Raw genomic sequence first — 20,840 nt, 5'->3', positions numbered from 1 at the left:
TTACACCGTTACCGGCTGCAGCAATTGCTGCCCGATGGCGTCTACGCTGCGCGTCACCAGCGCATGAAAAGCGCGGTCATCGGCCAGTTCGGCAAACAGCGCGCGGTCGCTGAGGAAGGTCTGCAGCGCATTCTCGCCGCTCAGCTGCTGGCGCAGCGCGTCAGCATTCAGTACGCCATCCTGATACGCATACGGCAGCTGCTGGCTGGCCCAGCGTTGCAGGAACAGATAGAACAGCGCCGGCAGCACGGCGGTGGCGGTCGGTTCTGCGCCGCGCTGATAGCACTCGCGCAGCGTCGGCGTCACCATGCCGGGGATTTTCGATAGCCCGTCGGCACCGACGCGCTGATTGGTATCTTTGATGTAGGGATTGCTAAAGCGCGCCAGCACCACATCGCGGTAATCCGCCAGATCCAGCGGGCTGGGCGACAGCGACGGAATCACGTCCTGCGTGATGTAGTCATACGCCAGCTGATAAATCGCAGGCTGACGCGTGCTGTCATCAATGTAGTCATGGCCGGTGAGCGTGCCGGCCCAGGCAATCGCCGCGTGCGTGGCATTGAGAATGCGGATTTTCGCCTCTTCCCACGGCAGCACTGACGCCACCAGTTCCACGCCCACTTTTTCCAGCGCCGGGCGTCCGGCGATAAAATCATCCTCAATCACCCACTGGATGAACGATTCCGCCATCACCGCCGCGCCATCGGCTTTGCCGGTGGCCGCTTTGACGCGTTCGGCGACATCCGGCGTGGGGCGCGGCGTGATGCGATCCACCATGGTGTTGGGCGAAGTGGTGTTATCTCGCACCCAGCTGGCCAGCGCGCGGTCGCCCTGCGCGGCGAGAAACGCCAGCATGCCGTGGCAGAAACGTTCGCCGTTGTGGCGCAGGTTGTCGCAGTTGAGCAGCGTGACCGGCGCATCGCCGCTGGCCATCCGCTGGCGCAGAATGCGTGTCAGCGCGCCGTAAATAGTGCGCGCCTCACCACGGAGATCGGCCTGAATATCCGCCTGGCTGAGATCGAGTTCATGCGCCGGCGTCAGGTAGTAACCGGCTTCGGTCACGGTAAAACCGATCACTTTTGTCTCAGCGCTGGCCCCCTGCGCCACCAGCGCGCTGAGATCCGCGTCCCACGGCAGGATGGTGCGCAGCGAAGTAATGGTTTCATAGGCGCGTTCGCCCTCCGGCGTCACGGTTTCCAGCACGTACTCGCCGTTTTGCGCCTGCAGCTGGTCGAGCAGCGCTACCGCATCGCTACGGATGTTACCGAGCGCGATGCTCCAGCTGTCATCGCCCTGCTGGCGCAGCTGGTGCAGATACCACGCCTGGTGTGCGCGGTGAAAGGAGCCTGCGCCAATATGCATCCACACTGATTTCGTCGTCATAGTCGCCTCGAAATAAACATTTGCCACAATGGAGGGCATTTGCCCGATGAGGCGTAGCATAGTCGTCGCCGGGGCGATCGTTCTGCGAGATCCATCACATTTAATACTTTTGCTCTTTTTTAGGGCTTTTGCTCAGTTAACGCTTCAGGGGCAAGACGCGATAAACTGACGCATCGGTTTTTGACGGAACAACGCGATGAGCAGAGAAGAGAAAAAGCAGGAGCTGGCGGCCCGGGCAGCCTGGATGTATTACGTGGCGGGCGTGACGCAGCAGGAGATTGCGCGCACGCTGGGCTTATCGCGGCAGGTGGCGCAGCGGCTGGTCTCCAGCGCGCGCGAAATGGGCATGGTCAGCGTGAAGATTGATCATCCGGTCACTCACTGCCTGCATCTGGCACGCGAAATCGAGCAGAAATTTGGCCTGACGCTGTGCCGCGTGGTGCCGTCAGCCGGGCTGGATGATGAGGCGATTCAGCAAATGCTGGCCGTCGAGGGCGCGGCGGTGATGGCGCAGTTTATTAACGAAGAGGCACCACAGGTTTTTGGCATCGGTTCCGGTAAAACGCTGCGCTCGATGATTGATGCACTGCCGTGGGTTGAACGGCCCCAGCATCAGTGCGTATCGATGATTGGCGCGATTGCACGCGACGATTCCGGGACCCGCTACGACGTACCGTTGAAAATGGCGGAGAAGATGCAGGGCAAGTATTTCTTCATTCCGGCGCCGCTGTATGCTGACACGCCGCAGGATAAAACGATGTGGGTGCAGCATCAGGTGTACCAGCGCGTCACCCAGCGTGCGCTGCAGGCGAACGTGGCGTTTGTCGGCATTGGCGAAGTGATGCCGGGCTGCCCGCTCAATGCCGAAGGCTTTATCACCGATGCGCAGGTCGCAGCGCTTAACGCGCGCGGCGTGGTGGGCGAGATGCTGGGCCATTTTTTCAATCAGCAGGGTGAACGGGTGTACGGCGAAACCGATGAGCTGCTGACCAGCGTGCTGCTGGAGAGCCAGACGCAGCGCAATATCATCGGCTTTGCCGGCAGCGCGCGCAAATACGCAGCGATTCAGGCCGCGCTGCACGGCGGCTGGATCTCCGGGCTGGTGACGGATGAAGACACCGCGCTGAAACTGCTGAGTGATTGATAAAAAAACTTCTGTGATTCGTCTCGGCGCGATGTATCGCGCGGTTTAGACCGCCACATCGCCGGAAACGCGCAATAGATTGCGCCGCTACGGTTCAGAAGCCTATTTCAACGATCCCTTTAAAAACTGCTGCAGGCGCGGGCTTTTCGGGTTGCCGAACAGTTCGTCTGGCGCGCCCTGCTCTTCGATCTTGCCCTGATGCAGGAAAATCACGTGGTTGGATACGTGACGGGCGAACTCCATCTCGTGCGTCACTACCACCATGGTTTTGCCCTCTTCGGCCAGCTTCTGCATGATACGCAGCACTTCGCCTACCAGTTCCGGATCGAGCGCCGAGGTCGGTTCGTCAAACAGCAACACTTCTGGCTCCATCGCCAGCGCGCGGGCAATGGAAACGCGCTGCTGCTGGCCACCCGACAGATGCACCGGGTATTTGGCGCGTGCGCGCGCATCAATGCCGACTTTATCGAGGTACTTGATGGCCCGCTCGCGCGCTTCGGCTTTGCTCAGCCCCAGCACCTGAATCGGTGCTTCGGTGACGTTATCCAGCACCGTCATGTGGCTCCACAAATTGAAGTGCTGGAACACCATGGTCAGCCGGGTGCGCAGCGAACGCAGCTGCTCCTTGTTAGCCACTTTCAGCTGGCCGTCGGTGTCGCGCACCAGATTAATGGTCTCGTTATTGACTGCGATGGTGCCTTCGCTCGGCTTTTCAAGGAAGTTAATGCAGCGTAAAAAGGTACTTTTCCCGGAACCGGACGAGCCAATAATGCTGATCACATCGCCGGCATTGGCCTGCAGTGACACGCCTTTCAGAACTTCATGTTCACCGTAACGCTTATGCAGTTCGGTAACGCTTAATTTATTTTCAGCCATAGTGATACTCAGTGCGACGAAGAGGGTTTCACGTGCGCGAGGAAGCGGCGCTCCGCGAGGCGGAACAGGCTAATCAGCACGTAAGAGATAATCAGATACAGCACCGCAGCGATGCCAAACGCGGTGAACGGCTGATAGGTAGCCGAGTTGATATCGCGCGCGATTTTGAGCAGATCCGGCACGGTGGCGGTAAAGGCCAGCGCGGTGGAGTGCAGCATCAGGATCACTTCATTGCTGTAGGCGGGCAGCGCGGTGCGCAGCGCCGACGGCAAAATAATGCAGCGGTACAGCTTAAACGGCGAGAAGCCGTAAGCGCGCGCGGCTTCGATTTCACCGTGCGGTACGGCGCGAATGGCACCGGCAAAAATTTCGGTGGTGTAAGCGCAGGTGTTCAGCGTGAACGCCAGCAGCGTACAGTTCAGGCCGCTGCGGAAGAAGGCGTTCAGCAGCTCGGAGCCTTTCACCACCTCCAGCGTGTACATGCCGGAATAGAACACCAGCAGCTGCACATACAACGGCGTGCCGCGAAACACATAGGTAAACAGCCATACCGGCGTGGAGATATAACGATTAGGCGAAACGCGCGCGATAGCCAGCAGCACGGCGAGACAGCCACCAATCACCACTGACAGAATCAGCAGCCACAGCGTAATGGCCACGCCGGTAAAACGGTAACCGTCGGTCCAGAGCAGTTGTTTCCAGTATTCCTGAATAATCTCGATCATAACTCTGCCCTTTTCACCCCTACCGAGTAGCGGCGTTCAAGCCACCACAGCACGCCGTTGGACAGCGTGGTAAACACCAGATAAATCACCCCGGCGACAATCGCGAAGTAGAACGGTTGCCAGGTACTTTTGCCCGCCAGCTGGGTGGCTTTCACCACGTCTTCGAGGCCGAGCAGCGACACCAGCGCGGTGGCTTTGAGAATCACCTGCCAGTTGTTGCCGATGCCGGGCAGCGCAAAGCGCATCATCGCCGGGAACAGAATGCGACGGAAGGTTTGCGATCCGGTAAAGCCGAAGGCGGTAGCCGCTTCAATCTGCCCTTTCGGCACCGCGAGAAACGCGCCACGGAAGGTTTCGGTAAAGTAGGCGCCGTAGATAAAACCGAGCGTAATAATACCGGCCACCATCGGGTCGATATCAAACTGCGCCATGCCGAGCGCATCGGTGACGGCGTTGAGGGCAATCTGCAGACCGTAGAAGATCAGCAGCATCAGTACCAGGTCAGGCACGCCACGAATCAGCGTGGTGTAGCCTTCAAAAATCATCGCCAGCGGGCGACTGCGGGAGAGTTTAGCGCCGGCACCTATCAGGCCCAGCACCACGGCCAGTACCACCGAGCTGAGCGCCAGCTCAAGGGTCACCAGCGTGCCTTTGAGAATTACTTCAGAATAGCCATACAACATGGGTTCGATCCTGTCGTGAGGGAAATAAACAAACGCTGTCCAACAACACACGGACAGTCCTGACCAGGGATGTGAACCACGGAAGGATGGTGGCAAGCGTATGAACTCCGGGAGTTTACATAAGTAAGCGCCCGGAGTGAATAGTTATGACCCACGTTACCGTGACTCAGCCTACCCGTTCAGGAACAGGAGCCTTAATCGCCGTAAACGTTGAAATCAAAATACTTTTTCGCAATCTTGTCGTAGGTACCGTCTTTGCGCATCTCGTTGAAGGCTTTGTCGATGGCAGCTTTCAGATCGGCATCGTCTTTACGCAGGCCCATACCGGTGCCGACGCCAAAGATTTTGTCATCTTTCACCGCCGGACCGGCGAACGCGTAGTTTTTCCCGACCGGCTGCTTCAGGAAGCCTTCGCTCGCCTGTACTTCATCCTGGAACGCCGCATCAATACGGCCGGCGTTCAGGTCCTGATACACCAGATCCTGGTTAGCGTACGGCGTGACGGTCACGCCCTTCGGACGCCAGTATTCATTGGCGTAGGTTTCCTGCGTGGTGCCCTGCAGTAGACCGATGTTTTTGCCCTTCAGCGACTCAATGGTCGGCTGCAGTTTCGACCCTTTCGGTGCCACTAAACGCGCGTTCGCCGCGTACAGTTTTTCCGAGAAGGCGATCTCTTCCTGACGTTTCTCGGTGATCGAGAGAGAAGAGATGATGGCGTCGATCTTTTTCGCCTTCAGCGACGGGATCAGCGCGTCGAAATCACTTTCCACATAAGTACATTTGGTCTTGATACGCTTACAGATCTCGTTGGCCAGGTCGATGTCAAAGCCAACCAGCTGGCCCTGCGCGTTCTTGGACTCAAACGGCGGGTAAGTTGGATCGGTCCCGATGCGCAGCGACTGCGGTACCGCCGCGAACACGCTCGCAGCGCCGGACATTGCCAGCATCAGAGAAAGAGCCAGAACTCGCTTTTTCATAGGTAACCCTCAAGTGAAGTGCTTATTGTTATGTGGTGCGTGATGTGTTTGCGCTGAATGCTGTGCAGGTTTCATGCCAGTTGTGCAAATCGGCGAAACTGTGCGCAGGCGCACTAAATACCGCGTCCGGCAGGGACGCAAGCACTTAGTTTGTGAGGGAAATATAACAGCGGTGTGAGGAAGAAAAAGTGAGTTTGTTAACTTTTGGTGCACGAGATGCACGAACAGTGATCGGCCCCGCGCTTTTGCACCTGTTCAGTGCGTCACTGCACCATCATGCGCCATGCCAGCGGGTGAACAAATCTTCCGGCAGTTCAACATCGAACTGGTCGAGCACGCGATTGACGGTCTGATCGATCAGATCCTCAATGCGCTGCGGGCGATGATAAAACGCCGGCACCGGCGGCATGATCAGCGCACCCAGCTCGGCGGCAGTGGTCATCATGCGCAGATGGCCGAGATGCAGCGGGGTTTCCCGCACGCAGAGCACCAGCCGGCGCTGCTCTTTCAGCACCACGTCAGCGGCGCGCGTCAGCAGACTGTCGCTGTAGCTGTGCACAATGCCGGACAGGGTCTTCATGGAACACGGCAGAATCGCCATCCCCAGGGTTTTAAACGAGCCGGACGAAATGCTGGCGGCGATATCACGTACATCGTGCACCACATCGGCCAGCGCCTGCACGTCACGCACGCTGTAATCGGTCTCCAGCGCCAGGGTTTGCCGCGCCGCCGGGCTCATCACCAGATGGGTTTCCACTTCGGCTAACGGTTGCAGCACCTGTAGCATACGCACGCCGTAGATCGCGCCGCTGGCGCCGGAAATACCAATGATGAGTCGTTTCATAATTCAGCCCTGCTGCAAAAGAGTGCGGCAATGATAGCCGCTCTGCCGGCATAAATACAAAAACAAACAGGGCGGGATTGCGCCCGCCCTGTCTGGTCTGCCTGTGACTGACCTTAACCTTCGTTATGCAGTTCCAGGTTCTCTACTTCGTTCTGACGCGCAATCGCCTTGGCATCGTCGTTACGCAGCGACTGCAGGTATTCCAGATACTGCAGATCGACATCTTTGGTGACGTAGATGCCGTTGAACACCGAGCATTCGAACTGGGCGATATCCGGGTTCTCTTCGCGCACCGCGTCGATCAAATCTTCCAGATCCTGGAAAATCAGCGCGTCGGCTTTAATCAGCTGACGGATCTCTTCCACTTCACGGCCGTGCGCAATCAGCTCAGTGGCGCTTGGCATATCGATACCGTACACGTTCGGGAAGCGAATTTCCGGTGCCGCCGACGCCAGATAGACGCGCTTCGCGCCCGCTTCACGTGCCATCTCGATGATCTGCTCAGAGGTGGTGCCGCGTACAATCGAGTCATCCACCAGCAGCACGTTTTTATCGCGGAACTCGGCGCGGTTGGCGTTGAGCTTACGGCGCACCGCACTGCGGCGCAGCTGCTGGCCCGGCATGATGAAGGTACGGCCGACGTAGCGGTTTTTCACAAAGCCCTGACGGTACGGCTTATCCAGAATACGGGCAATCTCCAGCGCGGTATCGGTCGAGGTTTCCGGAATCGGGATCACCACGTCGATATCAAGATCTTCCCACTCGCGGGCAATTTTCTCGCCCAGCTTGGTGCCCATGCGCACGCGTGCGCTATAGACCGAGATCTTGTCGAGGAACGAGTCCGGACGCGCAAAGTAGACGTACTCGAACAGGCACGGATTGCTTTTCGGGTTCTCTGCGCACTGGCGCGTTGAGAGCTGGCCCTGCTCGGTGATGTACACCGCTTCGCCTGGCGCGACGTCACGGATAAACTCGAAGCCGAGCGTATCCAGCGCCACGCTTTCCGACGCGACCATGTATTCGGTGCGGCCATCGGCCATTTCACGCTTGCCCAGCACCAGCGGACGGATACCGTTAGGATCGCGGAACGCGACCATGCCGTGACCGATAATCATCGCCACCACGGCGTACGCGCCGCGCACCTGCTGATGCACCGCCGCCACGGCAGCAAAAATGTTGTCAGCTTCCAGCGGATAGTGCTGAAAGCGATCCAGCTCCTGAGCAAAGATGTTGAGCAGGATTTCGGAATCTGAGGTGGTATTCACGTGACGGCGACCGACTTCGAACAGCTGCTTACGCAGTTCATGAGCGTTGGTCAGGTTCCCGTTGTGAGCCAGCGTGATGCCGTACGGCGAGTTCACGTAGAAAGGCTGCGCTTCAGAGGCGCTGGAGCTGCCGGCAGTCGGATAACGCACGTGGCCGATACCCATATTTCCCTGCAAACGCTGCATGTGGCGCGCTTCAAACACGTCGCTGACCAGGCCATTGGCCTTGCGCAGACGGAAGCAATTCAGCGCATCGATGGTACAAATGCCGGCGGCATCCTGCCCGCGGTGCTGCAGCACCGTTAACGCGTCATAGATCGACTGGTTTACTGGCATAAAACCGGTGATACCAACAATACCGCACATGTTGTCATTTCCTCATTAGCCGCACTCCCGGTGTTACCGGGGTAAAAAACTCGACGTGCTTTTCAGGTAATCGAAAAACCACCTGATGATGTAACTGAACTGGGGAATGAGTTGAGACTGTTGCCAGTCCGGACTTTTTGAAAAGCCGGTGAATGTATCAAGGAAGAAGAGCATGGCGGATACAATCAGCACGCCACGCAACGCCCCGAAACAGACCCCCAACACCCTGTCGGTTCCCGACAAGCCGGTTTTCTCAACCAGCGAGCCGATCACATAGTTCACGATGGCACCCACAATCAGGGTGGCAACGAATAACACCGCGATGGCGATGCCGTTGCGAACCAGTTCGTCGTCAAAACCTGTAAACCAGACTGCAAGGTAGGCGTAGTAATGACTGGCGACAAAAAACGCGCATCCCCAGGTAACAAGAGATAAGGCTTCCCGGACAAACCCGCGAATCAGGCTGACCAGAGCCGAAAAACCAACTACCGCAATAATGACGTAATCAATCCAGATCATGAACGCTTCCAGTACAGTGCATTTGCACCCCTGCATCCAGTTCGGGGCGCATTCTAACAGAAAAAGAAAACGTTTGCGTAGGGTTTTCCGGTTCTGTCCCGAGAAAAAGGGCGATGAAAAAACTTTCCTCGCCCTTGTGGGTGTCAGCCATTTAACCTGCTGATATTCCATAAATTTTCAGTAACGCTTCGCTAAAAAACACGTCAAAAGCCGCGCCTGTTTCTGCTATTGGCGCGGCTTATCAGTTGATCAGCGTGTGCTATACGGCTTCACGACACCGCCAAGGCCGGAGATGCCTTTCAGCTCGCCGAGTGCGCCCTGCAGTTTCGCTTTGGACGCATCCGGCCCGACGTAAATGCGCGTGATCTGCCCCTGCACCGGCGTCGACGGCACGGTAAAGGCACGATAGCCGGAGAGCCGCAGCTGCGCCACGATCTCATTCACTTTGGCGGCGTTCTTCAGCGCGCCGAGCTGCACCACATACGCCTGTCCTGCAGGCGCGGCCGGCTCGCTCTGCTTCGGCGTTTCCGCCGCTTTCGGCTGCTCTGTTACTTTCGGCTGCTCTGTCGCTTTTGGTTGTTCTGCCGGCTTCAGTTTCGGCTGCTCCACCGGTTTAGGCTTCGGCTGCTCGACCGGCTTCGGCTTCACCTGCTCAACCGGCTTCTGCTGCTGATGCACCGGCGGCGGCGTCACCACGCTGGGCTGGCTGTTTTGCGCTGGCTGCGTGCTGCCGCTGGCGGCACTGCTCTGCGTTGCGCTGCTGGCAGGTGCCTGCTGCGCTGCGCCCGCGCCTTCCGGCGGCTGTGACGGTAACGGCTGCGTCACCGGCGGCACCATTTCGCTGTCCTGCTGATCGTCCGGTTTTGGCACCAGCGGAATCGCCGCGAACTCCTCTTTATAATGCTTTTTCTTACCGTCCAGCAGACCCGGCAACACGATGACGCCAATCGCCACCAGAATCACCGTGCCCACTAAACGATTCTGAAACTTACTTGCCACTGCCGTTCTCCGCTGCCATCGATTGCATTACCTGCGCCACGGTGTGGAACGAGCCGCACACCAGAATCACATCGTCGGGCTGAGCCTGCTGCCGCGCCGCCTGCCACGCGGCTTCAACGCTCTGCCAGGCGCTGCCGCCCTGCAGATGTGCCATCAGTTCATCGGCGGACGCGCCGCGCGGGCCGTCGAGCGGCGCGCAGTACCAGCGGTTGACCTGCGGTGCCAGCGCAGCCAGCGTCCCGGCGATATCCTTGTCGTGCAGCATGCCGACCACCGCATGCACCGTGCCGTGTGCCGGCAGCTCAGCGAGACGTGAAGCCAGATAATAAGCCGCATGCGGATTGTGTGCCACATCGAGGATCACGCGCGGCGCGCTGCTGACCGTCTGAAAACGTCCCGGCAGAATCGCCAGCGGCAGATGCTGACGAATCAGCGCCTCGCTCACCGTCAGGCCGGAAGCGCGCAGCGCCGCAATGGCGGTGGCCGCGTTAGGGAGCGGCACCTGCGGCAGCGGCAGATCGCGCAGTTCACCCTGGGCATCCTGCAGCGTCCAGCTGTCGCCCTGGCGCTGCCACTGCCAGTCGCGGTTAATCTGTAACAGCTGCGCGCCCTTCTCTGCAGCCACCTGGGCAATGGTGTCGGGCATATCGGCTTCACCGACCACCGCCGGTTTACCGCCGCGGAATACGCCGGCCTTCTCGCGGCCGATACTGGCGCGATCCGGCCCCAGCCAGTCGGTGTGATCCAGCGCAATGCTGGTGATCACCGCCACGTCGGCGTCGACAATATTGGTCGCATCCAGCCGGCCGCCCAGCCCCACTTCGAGAATCACCACGTCGAGTTGCGCGTCACGGAACAGATTAAGCGCGGACAGCGTGCCAAACTCAAAATAGGTCAGCGAGACATCGCCGCGTCCGGCCTCAATGGCGGCAAAGCTGGCGCTGTGCCGGGCTTCATCCAGCTCAGCGCCCTGCACGCGCACGCGTTCGGTGTAACGCACCAGATGCGGCGAGCTGTAGACGCCAACGCGATAGCCTGCGGCCATCAGCAGGGTTTCCAGCGTACGGCAGGTGGTGCCTTTGCCGTTGGTGCCGGCGACGGTGAAGACAAACGGAGCGGGTTTGAGCAGGTCGAGGCGGGCGGCGACGCGCTGAATACGGTCCAGGCCCAGATCGATAGCCTGAGAATGCAGGTGCTCAAGATAATGAAGCCACGTGGCCAGAGGCGACGTGGCTTGCGGGAGGTGAAGAGTGTCCATGTGCCCTGTTAGCTCTTTACGATGTAGTGCGTGAATAAAAAGGCGCATGGATATGCGCCTTTCGGTTGCCTGTCAGGCTTCGTTGCTCTCCGGCTCAGCCGCAGTCGGGCGATCACCATCCTGCAGCGGTGCCGGCAGGTTCATCATTTTCGCCAGCAGGCTGGCCAGCTTGTAGCGCATTTCCGGACGACGGATGATCATGTCGATCGCGCCTTTTTCGATCAGGAACTCACTGCGCTGGAAGCCCGGCGGCAGCTTTTCACGTACCGTCTGCTCAATGACGCGTGGGCCGGCAAAGCCGATCAGCGCTTTCGGCTCCGCGACGTTCAAATCGCCCAGCATCGCAAAGCTGGCGGAGACGCCACCCATGGTCGGGTCGGTCAGCACCGAAATATACGGCAGACCGCGCTCCTGCATTTTTGCCAGCGCCGCGCTGGTTTTTGCCATCTGCATCAGCGACTGCAGCGCTTCCTGCATACGCGCACCGCCGGAGGCGGAGAAGCAGATCAGCGGGCAGTTGTCTTCCAGCGCCTGCTCAACCGCACGCACGAAACGGGCGCCAACCACCGAGCCCATTGAGCCGCCCATAAAGGAGAACTCAAACGCGGCGGCCACCACCGGCATACCGTGCAGCTGGCCTTTCATTACCACCAGCGCATCTTTCTCGCCGGTCTCTTTCTGTGCCGCAACCAGACGATCTTTGTATTTCTTCGAGTCGCGGAACTTGAGCAGGTCTTTCGGTTCCAGCTCGCTACCCAGCTCTGTCATCGAACCTTCATCCATCAGGCTATGCAGACGCTCGCGCGCGTGCATACGCATGTGGTGGTCGCACTTCGGGCAGACTTCAAGGTTGCGCTCCAGCTCGGCGCGGTACAGCACCTGACCACAGCTATCGCATTTGGTCCACACCCCTTCCGGGATGCTGGCTTTGCGCGAAGGCGTGGTAGTGCTTTTATTCAGTATGCGTTCAATCCAGCTCATTGATGACCTTTCTGTTTAATGCTGACCTGGTCCAGTCTTGTCGTTACTGCTGAAATCACCTTCAGCAGGCCGTAAATGTCGCTCATTAAACCACAACCCGTTCACGCTGTGGATAAAAATCTGGTAACAGGCTTACTGCGACTTGTGCTGACGCGCCTGGCGGCGGTGACGCCACACTTCAATCACGCCTGGCAGTACCGAGACAATGATGATGCCAACAATCAGCAACTTAAGGTTTTCCTGCACCACCGGCAGGTCACCAAACAGGTAACCGGCATAGGAGAATAGCAGCACCCACAGCAGCGCGCCTGTTACGTTAAAGAGCGCGAAGTGGCGATAAGACATGTGTCCCATTCCCGCCACAAAGGGGGCAAAGGTTCGCACGATTGGCACAAAGCGCGCAAGTATAATGGTTTTGCCGCCGTGACGATCGTAGAACGCGTGGGTTTTGTCGAGGTAGCTGCGGCGGAAAATTTTCGAGTTCGGGTTGCTGAACAGCTTCTCGCCGAACAGCCGGCCAATGGTGTAGTTAACCGCGTCGCCGAGAATGGCGGCAATTACCAGCAGCGTCACCATCAGATGCACGTTGAGATCGTTGCCCGGCAGCGCCGCCAGCGCACCGGCAACGAACAGCAGCGAGTCGCCCGGCAGGAACGGTGTAACCACCAGCCCGGTTTCACAGAACAGAATCAGGAACAGGATGGCGTAAATCCAGACGCCGTACTGCGCCACCAGCTCGGCCAGATGCACGTCAATGTGCAAAATGAAATCGACGATAAAGTGGATAAACTCCATAACAGCTAACTCCCTGACACTTTCCGATTAAAATGAATCCGCGAGGAACAACGGTCCCAGCGCAGGCTGAGGTAACGCAAACTGAGCAGGATAATCCACCGCCACCAGATACAGCCCTTCGGCTTTCGCGGTTGCCGCCGCCAGCGTGCGATCTTTCGCCGCCAGCAGCGTGGCCATCCATGTTTCCGGCTGATTGCCGCAGCCAATCTCCAGCAGACTGCCGACGATATTGCGCACCATGTGATGCACAAAGGCGTTGGCTTTGATATCAACAATCACGTACGGCCCCTGACGCGTGACGTTGAGATGCATCACGTTGCGCCACGGCGTGCGCGACTGGCACTGCACCGCACGGAACGAGGTAAAATCGTTCTCACCCAGTAAAGCCTGTCCGGCGCGGTGCATTTTTTCCGCATCCAGCGGATGGTAAAAATGGGTAATGCCGTTGCCGAGAATTGCCGGGCGCAGCCGCTGGTTGTAAATCACGTAGCGATAACGGCGCGCGGTGGCGCTGAAGCGCGCGTGAAAGGTGTCCGGCACCGCTTTCACCCAGCGCACCGCAATATCGTCCGGCAGGTTGGCGTTCACGCCCAGCGTCCAGGCGCTGTCGGCACGTGATGAGGTGGTCTCAAAATGCACCACCTGGCCGGTACCGTGCACGCCCGCATCAGTGCGGCCGGCGCAGAACACGTTCACCGGGTGATTGGCCACTTTCGCCAGCGCTTTTTCCAGCTTTTCCTGCACGCTGCGCACTTCATTCTGGCGCTGCCAGCCGTAGTAACGGCTGCCGTCATACTCAATGCCGAGCGCCAGCTTAAATGGGGTCACATCTTCCAGCATTAATACAGATACTCCTGCACCAGCTTCTCTGCGGTTTTCACCGCCATCAGCGCGCCGCCGAAGCGGATGTTGTCGGCCACCGACCAGAACTGCAGCAGCTCCGGAATGCCGTAGTCGTTGCGCACGCTGCCGATGCTCAGTGCTTCACTGCCGGAGGCGTCGCTGACCGGCGTCGGGTAATCGCCGTCGTCGCTCAGGCTGATATCGTCGGCACGCGCCAGCTCGTCACGTGCTTCCTCCGCCGACAGCGGCCGCAGGTTTTCGATATAGACGATCTGCGCGTTGCCGTAGAACACCGGCGCCTGCACACTGCTCACCGCAATCGGTAATCCTTCGTCCTGCAGCACTTTCCGCACCTGATCGACCAGACGGCGCTCGCTCGCCACGCTGCCTGCGTTATCCGCCTGCTGCGGCAGCAGGTTGAACGCCAGCTGGCGGCCAAAATAGTGCTCATCAGCCGGTACGCCGTTCAGCAGGCGCGCGCTCTCACCGGCCAGTCCATCAACTGCTGCTTTACCGTGGCTGGAGACCGACACCAGATTGGTCACCTGCAGACGGCCTAAACCGGCGGTATCCACCAGCGGTTTGATGGCGCTTAACAGCTGGCTGACCAGCGCATCGGCCACGGTAATGATGTTGCGATTGCGGTAATCCGCCAGCACCTGTGGATTGACATCCGGCACCACCAGCGGCACGTCCGGCTCCAGCGCGAACAGGTCGCTGCTGTCGATTACCAGGCAACCCTGGCTGGCGGCTTCTTCGGCATAACGCGCCGACGCCTCACGGCCGGCGGTAAAGAACGCCAGCTGCGCCTGCGACCAGTCAAATTCTGCGGCGTCCTGCACGCGCAGCGAGCGGCCATCAAAGCGTACGCTTTCACCGGCGCTGTTTTCACTCGCCAGCAGATACAACTCACCAACCGGGAACTGGCGTTCCGCCAGCAGTTCCAGTACAGCGTTCCCTACTGCGCCTGTCGCGCCCAGTAGCGCAATATTCCAGCCGTCAGACATGTTGGTTTACTCCAGACAATGACATAAAAAAGAGAGGCGATGACATGCATCGCCCATTAATTCAGAAAAATCAGAGATTAGTGATTCGCCTGCAGCGTGGCGCTGAAGCCAAGCTGATTGAGCAGCGCCGCGCTCTCCGCCTCATCACAGATCACCTGCAGCGAAGACCACTCGCGGCGCTCGACATACTGCTTGCGCAGGCGATCAAATTCGCCCGGCTGCGCGGCCACTTTGCGCAGCGGCGCATCGTCGCGGCGCACATCATACACCAGATGCACCAGGCGTTTCAGCGTCGGCTGATCGAGCCTGCCGTGCAGCGTAATGGTGTCAAATTCGGGGCGCGGCAGCAGCGTGTCCAGCGCCACCTGCTGCGGCTGACCGATAAACGCGCTCCACGCCTCAAACACCTGGGTGGTACCGCGCGCTTTCCCTTCAAGGGTATAACCGGCGATATGCGCGGTGGCGATATCGACCTTGTCCAGCAGATCGAGGTTGAGATCCGGCTCCGGTTCCCACACGTCCAGCACCACGCGGAGATCGTGACGCAGTTTCAGCACCTCCAGCAGCGCGGCGTTATCCACCACCGGGCCACGGCAGGCATTGATCAGGATGGTGTTGGGGCGCAGCGCCATCAGCAGCGCGGCATCCGCCAGATGCCAGCTTTTATAGCGGCCGTCTTTGAACAGCGGCGTGTGGAAGGTCAGGATATCGGCCTGTGCCACCAGCGCGTCGAGCGAGTGGAAATCTTCGTCATCGCCGCGATCGGCGCGCGGCGGATCGCACAGCAGGGTTTTTACCCCCCACGCGGCGAGGCGTTTGGCCAGACGTCCGCCCACGTTACCGACGCCGACGATGCCTACGGTGCGATCGCGCAGATCAAAGCCGTCGCGTTCGGCCAGCAGCAGCAGCGCGGAGAACACATACTCCACCACCGCAATTGCGTTACAGCCCGGCGCGGCCGAGAAGCCGATACCGGCCGCCGCCAGCGAGGCATCATCGATATGATCGGTGCCGGCCGTGGCGGTGCCGACAAACTTCACCGGCGTGCCGGCCAGCAGCGCGGCATCCACTTTGGTCACGGAGCGCACCATCAGCGCGCTGGCATCCTGCAGTTCACCTGCCGGCAGCGGGCGGCCCGGTACCGCCACCACCTCTCCGGTGCGGCTGAACAGTTCACGGGCGTACGGCATATTTTCATCGACGAGAATTTTCACGGCGGCGGTCCTGTCTGCTTGAAATAAACGGGGCATATCATGGCACAAAGCCGGGGATTAACCTAACCGACTGCGATAGCGATCCGGCGTGGTGCCGGCCTGCTGCTGAAACATCACGATTAGCGCGGAGGCGGAGCTGTAGCCCAGCTCGTGGGCGATGCCCTGCACACTGCAGCCCTGCTCCAGCAGCGCAATGGCGCGCAAAAAGCGTAAACGCTGGCGCCACTCGCTGAATGACATCTGCAGCTGCTGCTGACAACGCCGCGCTAGCGTACGCTCGGTGGTAAACACGCGCTTCGCCCATTGTGCCAGCGTGGTGTTATCACCCGGGTTCTCTTCCAGCGCGCGCAGAATCGGCGCGAGGAATTTATCGTCGGACATCGGCAGATAGCTGGTGTTCACCGGTGCGAGACGCAGCCGATCAATCAGCACTTCGCACAGCCGCCAGTCGGCGTCGCTGTGCGGCTGATCCAGCGCGCGGCGGGCAAAATCATTCATGATGGCGTGCACGATGGCGTCAACGCTCAGCAGGCAGGCTTTCTCCGGCATGCCGGCGCATAAATCAGCGGCAAGATTGAAGGTGCGAAACTGTGCCTGACAGTGGTTGTAGCTGCTGTGGCGCTGGCCGGGCGGGATCCAGATCGGCATCTCGGCCGGCGTCAGCAGCCGCTCGCCCTCGACTTCCATCTCCAGCACGTGGCTGGTGACGAATATCGCCTGCCCCCAGTCGTGCTGATGCGGCAGGTATTCGGTTTTGGCGTTGGTTTGCTCATAGCGCAGAAAAAAACGCAGCAGCGGCGCGTCGCGCGGTGGCTGATATTCAACCTGAAGATTCATTCTGTCCGGTCACTAACGAATTTTGTCCGATTTTAACTATCTGCTTTAAACCGGTCAAACGTAAGCTAGTCGCGATTCACATCCGGAGCCGTACTATGAACTTATTGTTACCGCTGGTGGCGGTGCTGATCTGGTCGATCAACACCATCGTCAGCAAGCTTTCTGCCGGCAGCATCGATCCTGCCGCCATCTCTTTTTACCGCTGGCTGCTGGCGCTGCTGGTGCTCACGCCCTTCTGCCTGCCGGGCGTATGGCGTCATCGTCATACCATTAAAACCCAGCTGTGGCGACTGCTGGTGCTGGGCCTGCTCGGCATGGTGCTGTATCAGAGCCTCGCCTATTACGCGGCGCACAGCGTCTCGGCGGTGATGATGGGGATTCTTGGCGCTACCATTCCGCTGCTGACCATTCTGCTCAGCCTGGTGGTGCTGCGCCTCGCGCCGACGCGCGGCATTCTGATTGGCGGCCTGCTGTCGTTTGCCGGGCTGGTGTGGCTGGTGAGCGCGGGTAACCCGGCGCAGCTGCTCAGCCAGCGCCTCGGCAACGGCGAGCTGATGATGCTGGCAGCCTCAACCTCCTACGCGCTGTACGGCGTGCTGACGAAACGCTGGGCGATTCCGCTGCCGACGTGGCAAAGCCTCTACGTGCAAATCTTCTTTGGCGTGCTGTTGCTGCTGCCCGGCTTCTGCCACGCGCCGCAGGTAACGCTGAATGCCGACAATATTCCGCTGGTGCTGTTCGCCGGGCTGTTTGCCTCGATTGTGGCACCGTTCCTGTGGATCCTCGGCGTGCAGCGCCTCGGCGCCAGCACCACCAGCATTTTCATGAACGTGGTGCCGGTGTTTACCGCCATCATTGCCGTGCTGTTCCTGCACGAACAGTTGCAGGCTTACCACTGGATTGGCGGCGGTCTGACGCTGATCGGGGTGATCCTGGCGCAGCGGCTGAAAACTCCGCTGCGTAAAGCACGCGCAATCTCCCCGCCGATCAGCGAAAGCTGACCGTCACCCGCAGTCCGCCCAGCTGCGGGCTGCGGTCCAGCTGCAGCTGCGCGCCGTGCCAGGCGCAGATATCCTGCACCAGCGCCAGTCCAATGCCCGCGCCGGGCTGGCTGGCGTGATCGAGCCGGCCAAACGGCTGCAGCGCCTGGCGCTGCTGATCCGCCGCGATGCCCGGCCCGCTGTCTTCAATTTCCAGCACCTTTTGCCGCAGCCGCGCGGTCACCGTGCCGCCGTGCGGCGTGTATTTGATGGCGTTATCCAGCAGGTTGGCGCACAGCTCGGCCAGCAGCAGCGCATCGCCCTGCACCTGGCTCGCCGCCTGCTCTTCAAAGCCCAGATCGATCTGTTTACGCCGCGCCGCCGCATAGCCGCTGAAACAGGCCTGCTGCACGATATCGCTGAGATTGACCTTGCTGAAGGGCTTATCTTCGCCGTGGCGCGCCTTGATTTGCGCCAGCTGCAGCAGGCGATCGGTGAGCTGGACGGTGTCGTCCAGCGTATGACGCATGCCCTGCAGGCTTTCGCGCCACTGCTGCGGATCGTCGCTGCTGAGCGCGACGCCGACCTGGGTTTTCAGAATGGTGAGCGGCGTGCGCAGCTGGTGCGACACATCGGCGCTAAAGCGTTCCTGCCGCGCCAGCAGTCCGCGCAGCCGCTCCAGATGGCGGTTGAAGGCGATGATCAGCGGCTGCAGTTCTGACCACGGCAGCAGCGACGGCAGCGGAGTCAGTTCACCCGGCGCGCGACGCAGCATCATGCGTGACAGCCGGCGCAGCGGGCGCAGCACTTTCCGCAGCAGCAGCCCGGCCAGCAGCAGCGTGATCAGCACCAGAAAACTCTGGCTGATCAGCGCGGTGCGCAGCAGACTGTCGGCAAAGGCGTGACGCGAATTGAGCGTTTCCGCCACCAGCACCAGCGCCATGCCCTGCACCCCTTCCTCATTCACCGGCTGCCACAGCGCGGCTACGCGAATCGGCTGCTTGCGGTAGTGCGCATCGTAGAAGTGCACCAGCGCCGGATAGACATCGGACAGCGGCGCGTTGCCCGGCACCAGCGGTAAATCCGGGTAGCCGGACAGCGTGCGACCTTCGGGCGAAATCACCTGATAGAACAGCTGATCGTTCATGTTGCGCTCAAAGCTGTCCAGCACCACCCAGGGCACATCCACTTCCAGCCGTTGATGACGCACCACCAGCCGCTCGGCCACGGTGCGCGCCGAGGCCAGCAGCGAGCGATCGTAAGCCTGATTCGCCGCCTGCAGCGCGCTCTGATAATGGGTGTAGACCGACAATCCCCACAGCAGCAGCAGCGGCGCGCCCAGCCACGCCAGCAGTTCACCGCGCAGCGAGTGGATCAGTCGCACGGCTGGCACTCCAGGCTGTAGCCGAGGCCGCGCAGTGTGACGATCGCCACGTCGCTGCCCGCCAGCTTTTTACGCACCCGATGCACATACAGCTCAATGCTCTCCGGGCTGGCCTCATCCGCCAGCGTGAAGGTCTGCTCGTACAGATGCTGGCGCGACACCGGCCTTCCCGGGCGCTGCATCAGCGTCGACAGCACGCTGGCCTCGCGCGGTGTCAGCGGCAGCGGTTTGTGATTCAGCAGGAAATAGCCTTCGGCATCGCGCTCCAGCTGGCCGAGGCTTTGCGTCTGCGTGGCCTGGCCCTGACTGCGGCGCAGCAGCGCGCGCAGCCGCGCGTCCAGCTCGTCCAGCTCAAACGGCTTGGTGAGGTAATCATCGGCCCCAGCATTCAGCCCCTGCACGCGCTGTTGCAGCGCGCTCTGTGCGGTGAGCAGCAGCACCGGCACGCGTTGCCCGCGCTTGCGCAGGCGCGCCAGCACCGCCAGACCATCGAGCCGCGGCAGCGACACATCCAGTACCACCAGCGCATAATCCTCACTCTGCAACACATGATCCGCCGCCACGCCGTCGGCCACCCAGTCCACGGCGAAGCCTTTTTGCGTCAGCGCTTTCTGCAGCCAGTTGGCCAGCTCGACGGTATCTTCCACCAGTAAGAGACGCATATCACATCCTGTTAGTTTTGCCGATGGCTGAAAGGTAAATGAAAGGTTGCTGTTTTAACAATTCAGCAACCCCGAATGTTCGGTGGCAATCACACTCTGGAAGAAACAATGGAGCGACAGATGAAAAAAACAATGCGCACCGCCTTCGCCACGACCCTGCTGGCTTTTTCTCTTTCTGCGGCACAGGCTGCGGCACCCGAGCGGACCGAATGTATCGCCCCGGCCAAACCCGGCGGCGGTTTTGATCTGACCTGTAAACTGATCCAGGTTTCACTGCAGGAAACCGGGCAGATCACCACGCCGATGCGCGTGACCTACATGCCGGGCGGCGTCGGTGCCGTGGCTTACAACGCGATCATTGCGCAGCGGCCCGCCGAAGCAGGCACGCTGGTGGCCTTCTCCGGCGGGTCGCTGCTGAACCTGTCGCAGGGCAAGTTTGGCCGTTATTCGGTGGATGACGTGAAGTGGCTGGCGGCGATTGGCACGGACTACGGCATGGTCGCCGTGCGCGCTGACGCGCCGTGGAAAACGCTGGGCGAACTGCTGGAGGCGATGAAACAGGATCCGACCAAAGTGGTGGTCGGTGCCGGCGCGTCGATCGGCAGCCAGGACTGGATGAAAACCGCGCTGCTGGCACGGGAAGCCGGGATCGATCCGCGCAAAATGCGCTATGTGGCGTTTGAAGGCGGCGGCGAACCGGTTACCGCGCTGCTCGGCAACCACATCCAGGTGGTATCAGGCGACATGAGTGAAATGGTGCCGCACCTGCAGGGTGGCAAGATGCGCGTGCTGGCGGTAATGAGCGATAAACGTCTGCCGGGCGAACTGGCTGACATCCCGACCGCCAAAGAGCAGGGCTTCAACGTCGAGTGGCCGATCATTCGCGGCTATTACCTCGGCCCCAAAGTCAGCGATGCCGATTATCAGTGGTGGGAACAGACGTTTAAAAAACTGGTGACCACCAAAGAGTTTCAGCAGCAGCGCGATCTGCGCGGCCTGTTTGAGTTCAACCTGTTTGGTAGCGAGCTGGACGCCTACGTCAAGAAACAGGTGGCAGATTACCGTGAACAGGCGAAATCGTTCGGCCTGGCGAAATAA

Annotated in this window: 22 protein-coding genes; 3 read left to right on the top strand and 19 right to left on the bottom strand. The window is 60.0% G+C overall.

Annotated elements, in window-relative coordinates; genetic code table 11:
* Complete coding sequence (gene dalD / locus MXF20_RS10150; protein WP_325969142.1) at positions 1–1,383, bottom strand: D-arabinitol 4-dehydrogenase; 1,383 nt, start codon at positions 1,381–1,383, stop codon at positions 1–3.
* 196 nt (positions 1,384–1,579) lie between these two features.
* Here dalD and MXF20_RS10145 point away from each other — a divergent pair, with 196 nt between their 5' ends.
* The gene (locus MXF20_RS10145) at positions 1,580–2,527 is read left to right on the top strand and encodes a sugar-binding transcriptional regulator (protein ID WP_325969141.1); all 948 of its coding nucleotides are present in this window, start codon (positions 1,580–1,582) and stop codon (positions 2,525–2,527) included.
* Positions 2,528–2,629: 102 nt separating this feature from the next.
* On the opposite strand, the gene hisP is transcribed toward MXF20_RS10145, so the two are convergent.
* From hisP to MXF20_RS10065, 16 genes are all read right to left on the bottom strand, one after another.
* Positions 2,630–3,403 (bottom strand): histidine ABC transporter ATP-binding protein HisP, encoded by a 774-nt coding sequence (gene hisP / locus MXF20_RS10140; protein WP_325969140.1) that lies wholly within the window; start codon positions 3,401–3,403, stop codon positions 2,630–2,632.
* A gap of 8 nt (positions 3,404–3,411) precedes the next feature.
* Positions 3,412–4,128: an ABC transporter permease gene (locus tag MXF20_RS10135; RefSeq protein ID WP_325969138.1), complete on the bottom strand. Its 717-nt coding sequence runs from the start codon at positions 4,126–4,128 to the stop codon at positions 3,412–3,414.
* Positions 4,125–4,811: a histidine ABC transporter permease HisQ gene (locus MXF20_RS10130; protein ID WP_325969137.1), complete on the bottom strand. Its 687-nt coding sequence runs from the start codon at positions 4,809–4,811 to the stop codon at positions 4,125–4,127. The genes MXF20_RS10135 and MXF20_RS10130 overlap by 4 nt, the downstream gene beginning before the upstream one ends.
* A 194-nt stretch (positions 4,812–5,005) precedes the next feature.
* A complete protein-coding gene (argT, locus tag MXF20_RS10125; protein ID WP_325969136.1) occupies positions 5,006–5,788 on the bottom strand; it encodes a lysine/arginine/ornithine ABC transporter substrate-binding protein ArgT in 783 nt (260 codons plus the stop codon).
* 274 nt (positions 5,789–6,062) lie between these two features.
* The gene (locus MXF20_RS10120) at positions 6,063–6,632 is read right to left on the bottom strand and encodes a UbiX family flavin prenyltransferase (RefSeq protein WP_325969135.1); all 570 of its coding nucleotides are present in this window, start codon (positions 6,630–6,632) and stop codon (positions 6,063–6,065) included.
* A gap of 113 nt (positions 6,633–6,745) precedes the next feature.
* Positions 6,746–8,263: an amidophosphoribosyltransferase gene (gene purF, locus MXF20_RS10115; RefSeq protein WP_325969134.1), complete on the bottom strand. Its 1,518-nt coding sequence runs from the start codon at positions 8,261–8,263 to the stop codon at positions 6,746–6,748.
* A 33-nt stretch (positions 8,264–8,296) separates the two neighbouring features.
* On the bottom strand, positions 8,297–8,782 hold the full coding sequence (gene cvpA / locus MXF20_RS10110) for a colicin V production protein (protein ID WP_064739347.1): 486 nt from the start codon (positions 8,780–8,782) through the stop codon (positions 8,297–8,299).
* Positions 8,769–8,933: a hypothetical protein gene (locus MXF20_RS10105; RefSeq protein ID WP_325969133.1), complete on the bottom strand. Its 165-nt coding sequence runs from the start codon at positions 8,931–8,933 to the stop codon at positions 8,769–8,771. The genes cvpA and MXF20_RS10105 overlap by 14 nt, the downstream gene beginning before the upstream one ends.
* 98 nt (positions 8,934–9,031) lie before the next feature.
* A complete protein-coding gene (dedD, locus tag MXF20_RS10100; RefSeq protein WP_325969132.1) occupies positions 9,032–9,781 on the bottom strand; it encodes a cell division protein DedD in 750 nt (249 codons plus the stop codon).
* Positions 9,771–11,039 carry a bifunctional tetrahydrofolate synthase/dihydrofolate synthase gene (folC, locus tag MXF20_RS10095; protein ID WP_325969131.1) on the bottom strand — a complete coding sequence of 423 codons (1,269 nt, stop codon included), beginning with the start codon at positions 11,037–11,039 and terminating at the stop codon, positions 9,771–9,773. The genes dedD and folC overlap by 11 nt, the downstream gene beginning before the upstream one ends.
* Before the next feature lie 72 nt (positions 11,040–11,111).
* Positions 11,112–12,020 (bottom strand): acetyl-CoA carboxylase, carboxyltransferase subunit beta, encoded by a 909-nt coding sequence (accD, locus tag MXF20_RS10090; protein ID WP_325969129.1) that lies wholly within the window; start codon positions 12,018–12,020, stop codon positions 11,112–11,114.
* Between the two features lie 132 nt (positions 12,021–12,152).
* Positions 12,153–12,815, bottom strand: coding sequence for a DedA family protein (locus tag MXF20_RS10085; RefSeq protein ID WP_325969127.1), 663 nt, complete (start codon positions 12,813–12,815; stop codon positions 12,153–12,155).
* Between the two features lie 27 nt (positions 12,816–12,842).
* Complete coding sequence (gene truA / locus MXF20_RS10080; RefSeq protein ID WP_325969125.1) at positions 12,843–13,655, bottom strand: tRNA pseudouridine(38-40) synthase TruA; 813 nt, start codon at positions 13,653–13,655, stop codon at positions 12,843–12,845.
* Positions 13,655–14,665 (bottom strand): aspartate-semialdehyde dehydrogenase, encoded by a 1,011-nt coding sequence (locus tag MXF20_RS10075; RefSeq protein WP_325969124.1) that lies wholly within the window; start codon positions 14,663–14,665, stop codon positions 13,655–13,657. The genes truA and MXF20_RS10075 overlap by 1 nt, the downstream gene beginning before the upstream one ends.
* Before the next feature lie 77 nt (positions 14,666–14,742).
* Positions 14,743–15,879, bottom strand: coding sequence for a 4-phosphoerythronate dehydrogenase PdxB (pdxB, locus tag MXF20_RS10070; RefSeq protein ID WP_325969122.1), 1,137 nt, complete (start codon positions 15,877–15,879; stop codon positions 14,743–14,745).
* Positions 15,880–15,936: 57 nt separating this feature from the next.
* Positions 15,937–16,716, bottom strand: a complete 780-nt coding sequence (locus MXF20_RS10065; protein ID WP_325969120.1) for a helix-turn-helix transcriptional regulator — start codon at positions 16,714–16,716, stop codon at positions 15,937–15,939.
* Positions 16,717–16,811: 95 nt separating this feature from the next.
* On the opposite strand from MXF20_RS10065, the gene MXF20_RS10060 reads away from it, so the two are divergent.
* Positions 16,812–17,717 carry a DMT family transporter gene (locus MXF20_RS10060; protein ID WP_325969119.1) on the top strand — a complete coding sequence of 302 codons (906 nt, stop codon included), beginning with the start codon at positions 16,812–16,814 and terminating at the stop codon, positions 17,715–17,717.
* On the opposite strand, the gene MXF20_RS10055 is transcribed toward MXF20_RS10060, so the two are convergent.
* Together MXF20_RS10055 and tctD are read right to left on the bottom strand one after the other, a co-directional pair.
* Positions 17,704–19,080 carry a sensor histidine kinase gene (locus MXF20_RS10055; protein WP_325969118.1) on the bottom strand — a complete coding sequence of 459 codons (1,377 nt, stop codon included), beginning with the start codon at positions 19,078–19,080 and terminating at the stop codon, positions 17,704–17,706. The genes MXF20_RS10060 and MXF20_RS10055 overlap by 14 nt on opposite strands.
* Positions 19,071–19,742 carry a transcriptional regulator TctD gene (gene tctD / locus MXF20_RS10050; RefSeq protein ID WP_104093057.1) on the bottom strand — a complete coding sequence of 224 codons (672 nt, stop codon included), beginning with the start codon at positions 19,740–19,742 and terminating at the stop codon, positions 19,071–19,073. Before tctD ends, MXF20_RS10055 begins: the two co-directional genes overlap by 10 nt.
* A 120-nt stretch (positions 19,743–19,862) precedes the next feature.
* Between tctD and MXF20_RS10045 the strand changes: the two genes are divergently transcribed.
* Positions 19,863–20,840 (top strand): Bug family tripartite tricarboxylate transporter substrate binding protein, encoded by a 978-nt coding sequence (locus MXF20_RS10045; protein WP_058769888.1) that lies wholly within the window; start codon positions 19,863–19,865, stop codon positions 20,838–20,840.

The organism is Pantoea dispersa (assembly GCF_035783935.1).
Classification (GTDB): Bacteria; Pseudomonadota; Gammaproteobacteria; order Enterobacterales; family Enterobacteriaceae; genus Pantoea; species Pantoea dispersa_C.
The sequence above is the reverse complement of the archived record's forward strand: the minus strand, read 5'-3'. Positions and strand labels throughout refer to the sequence as shown.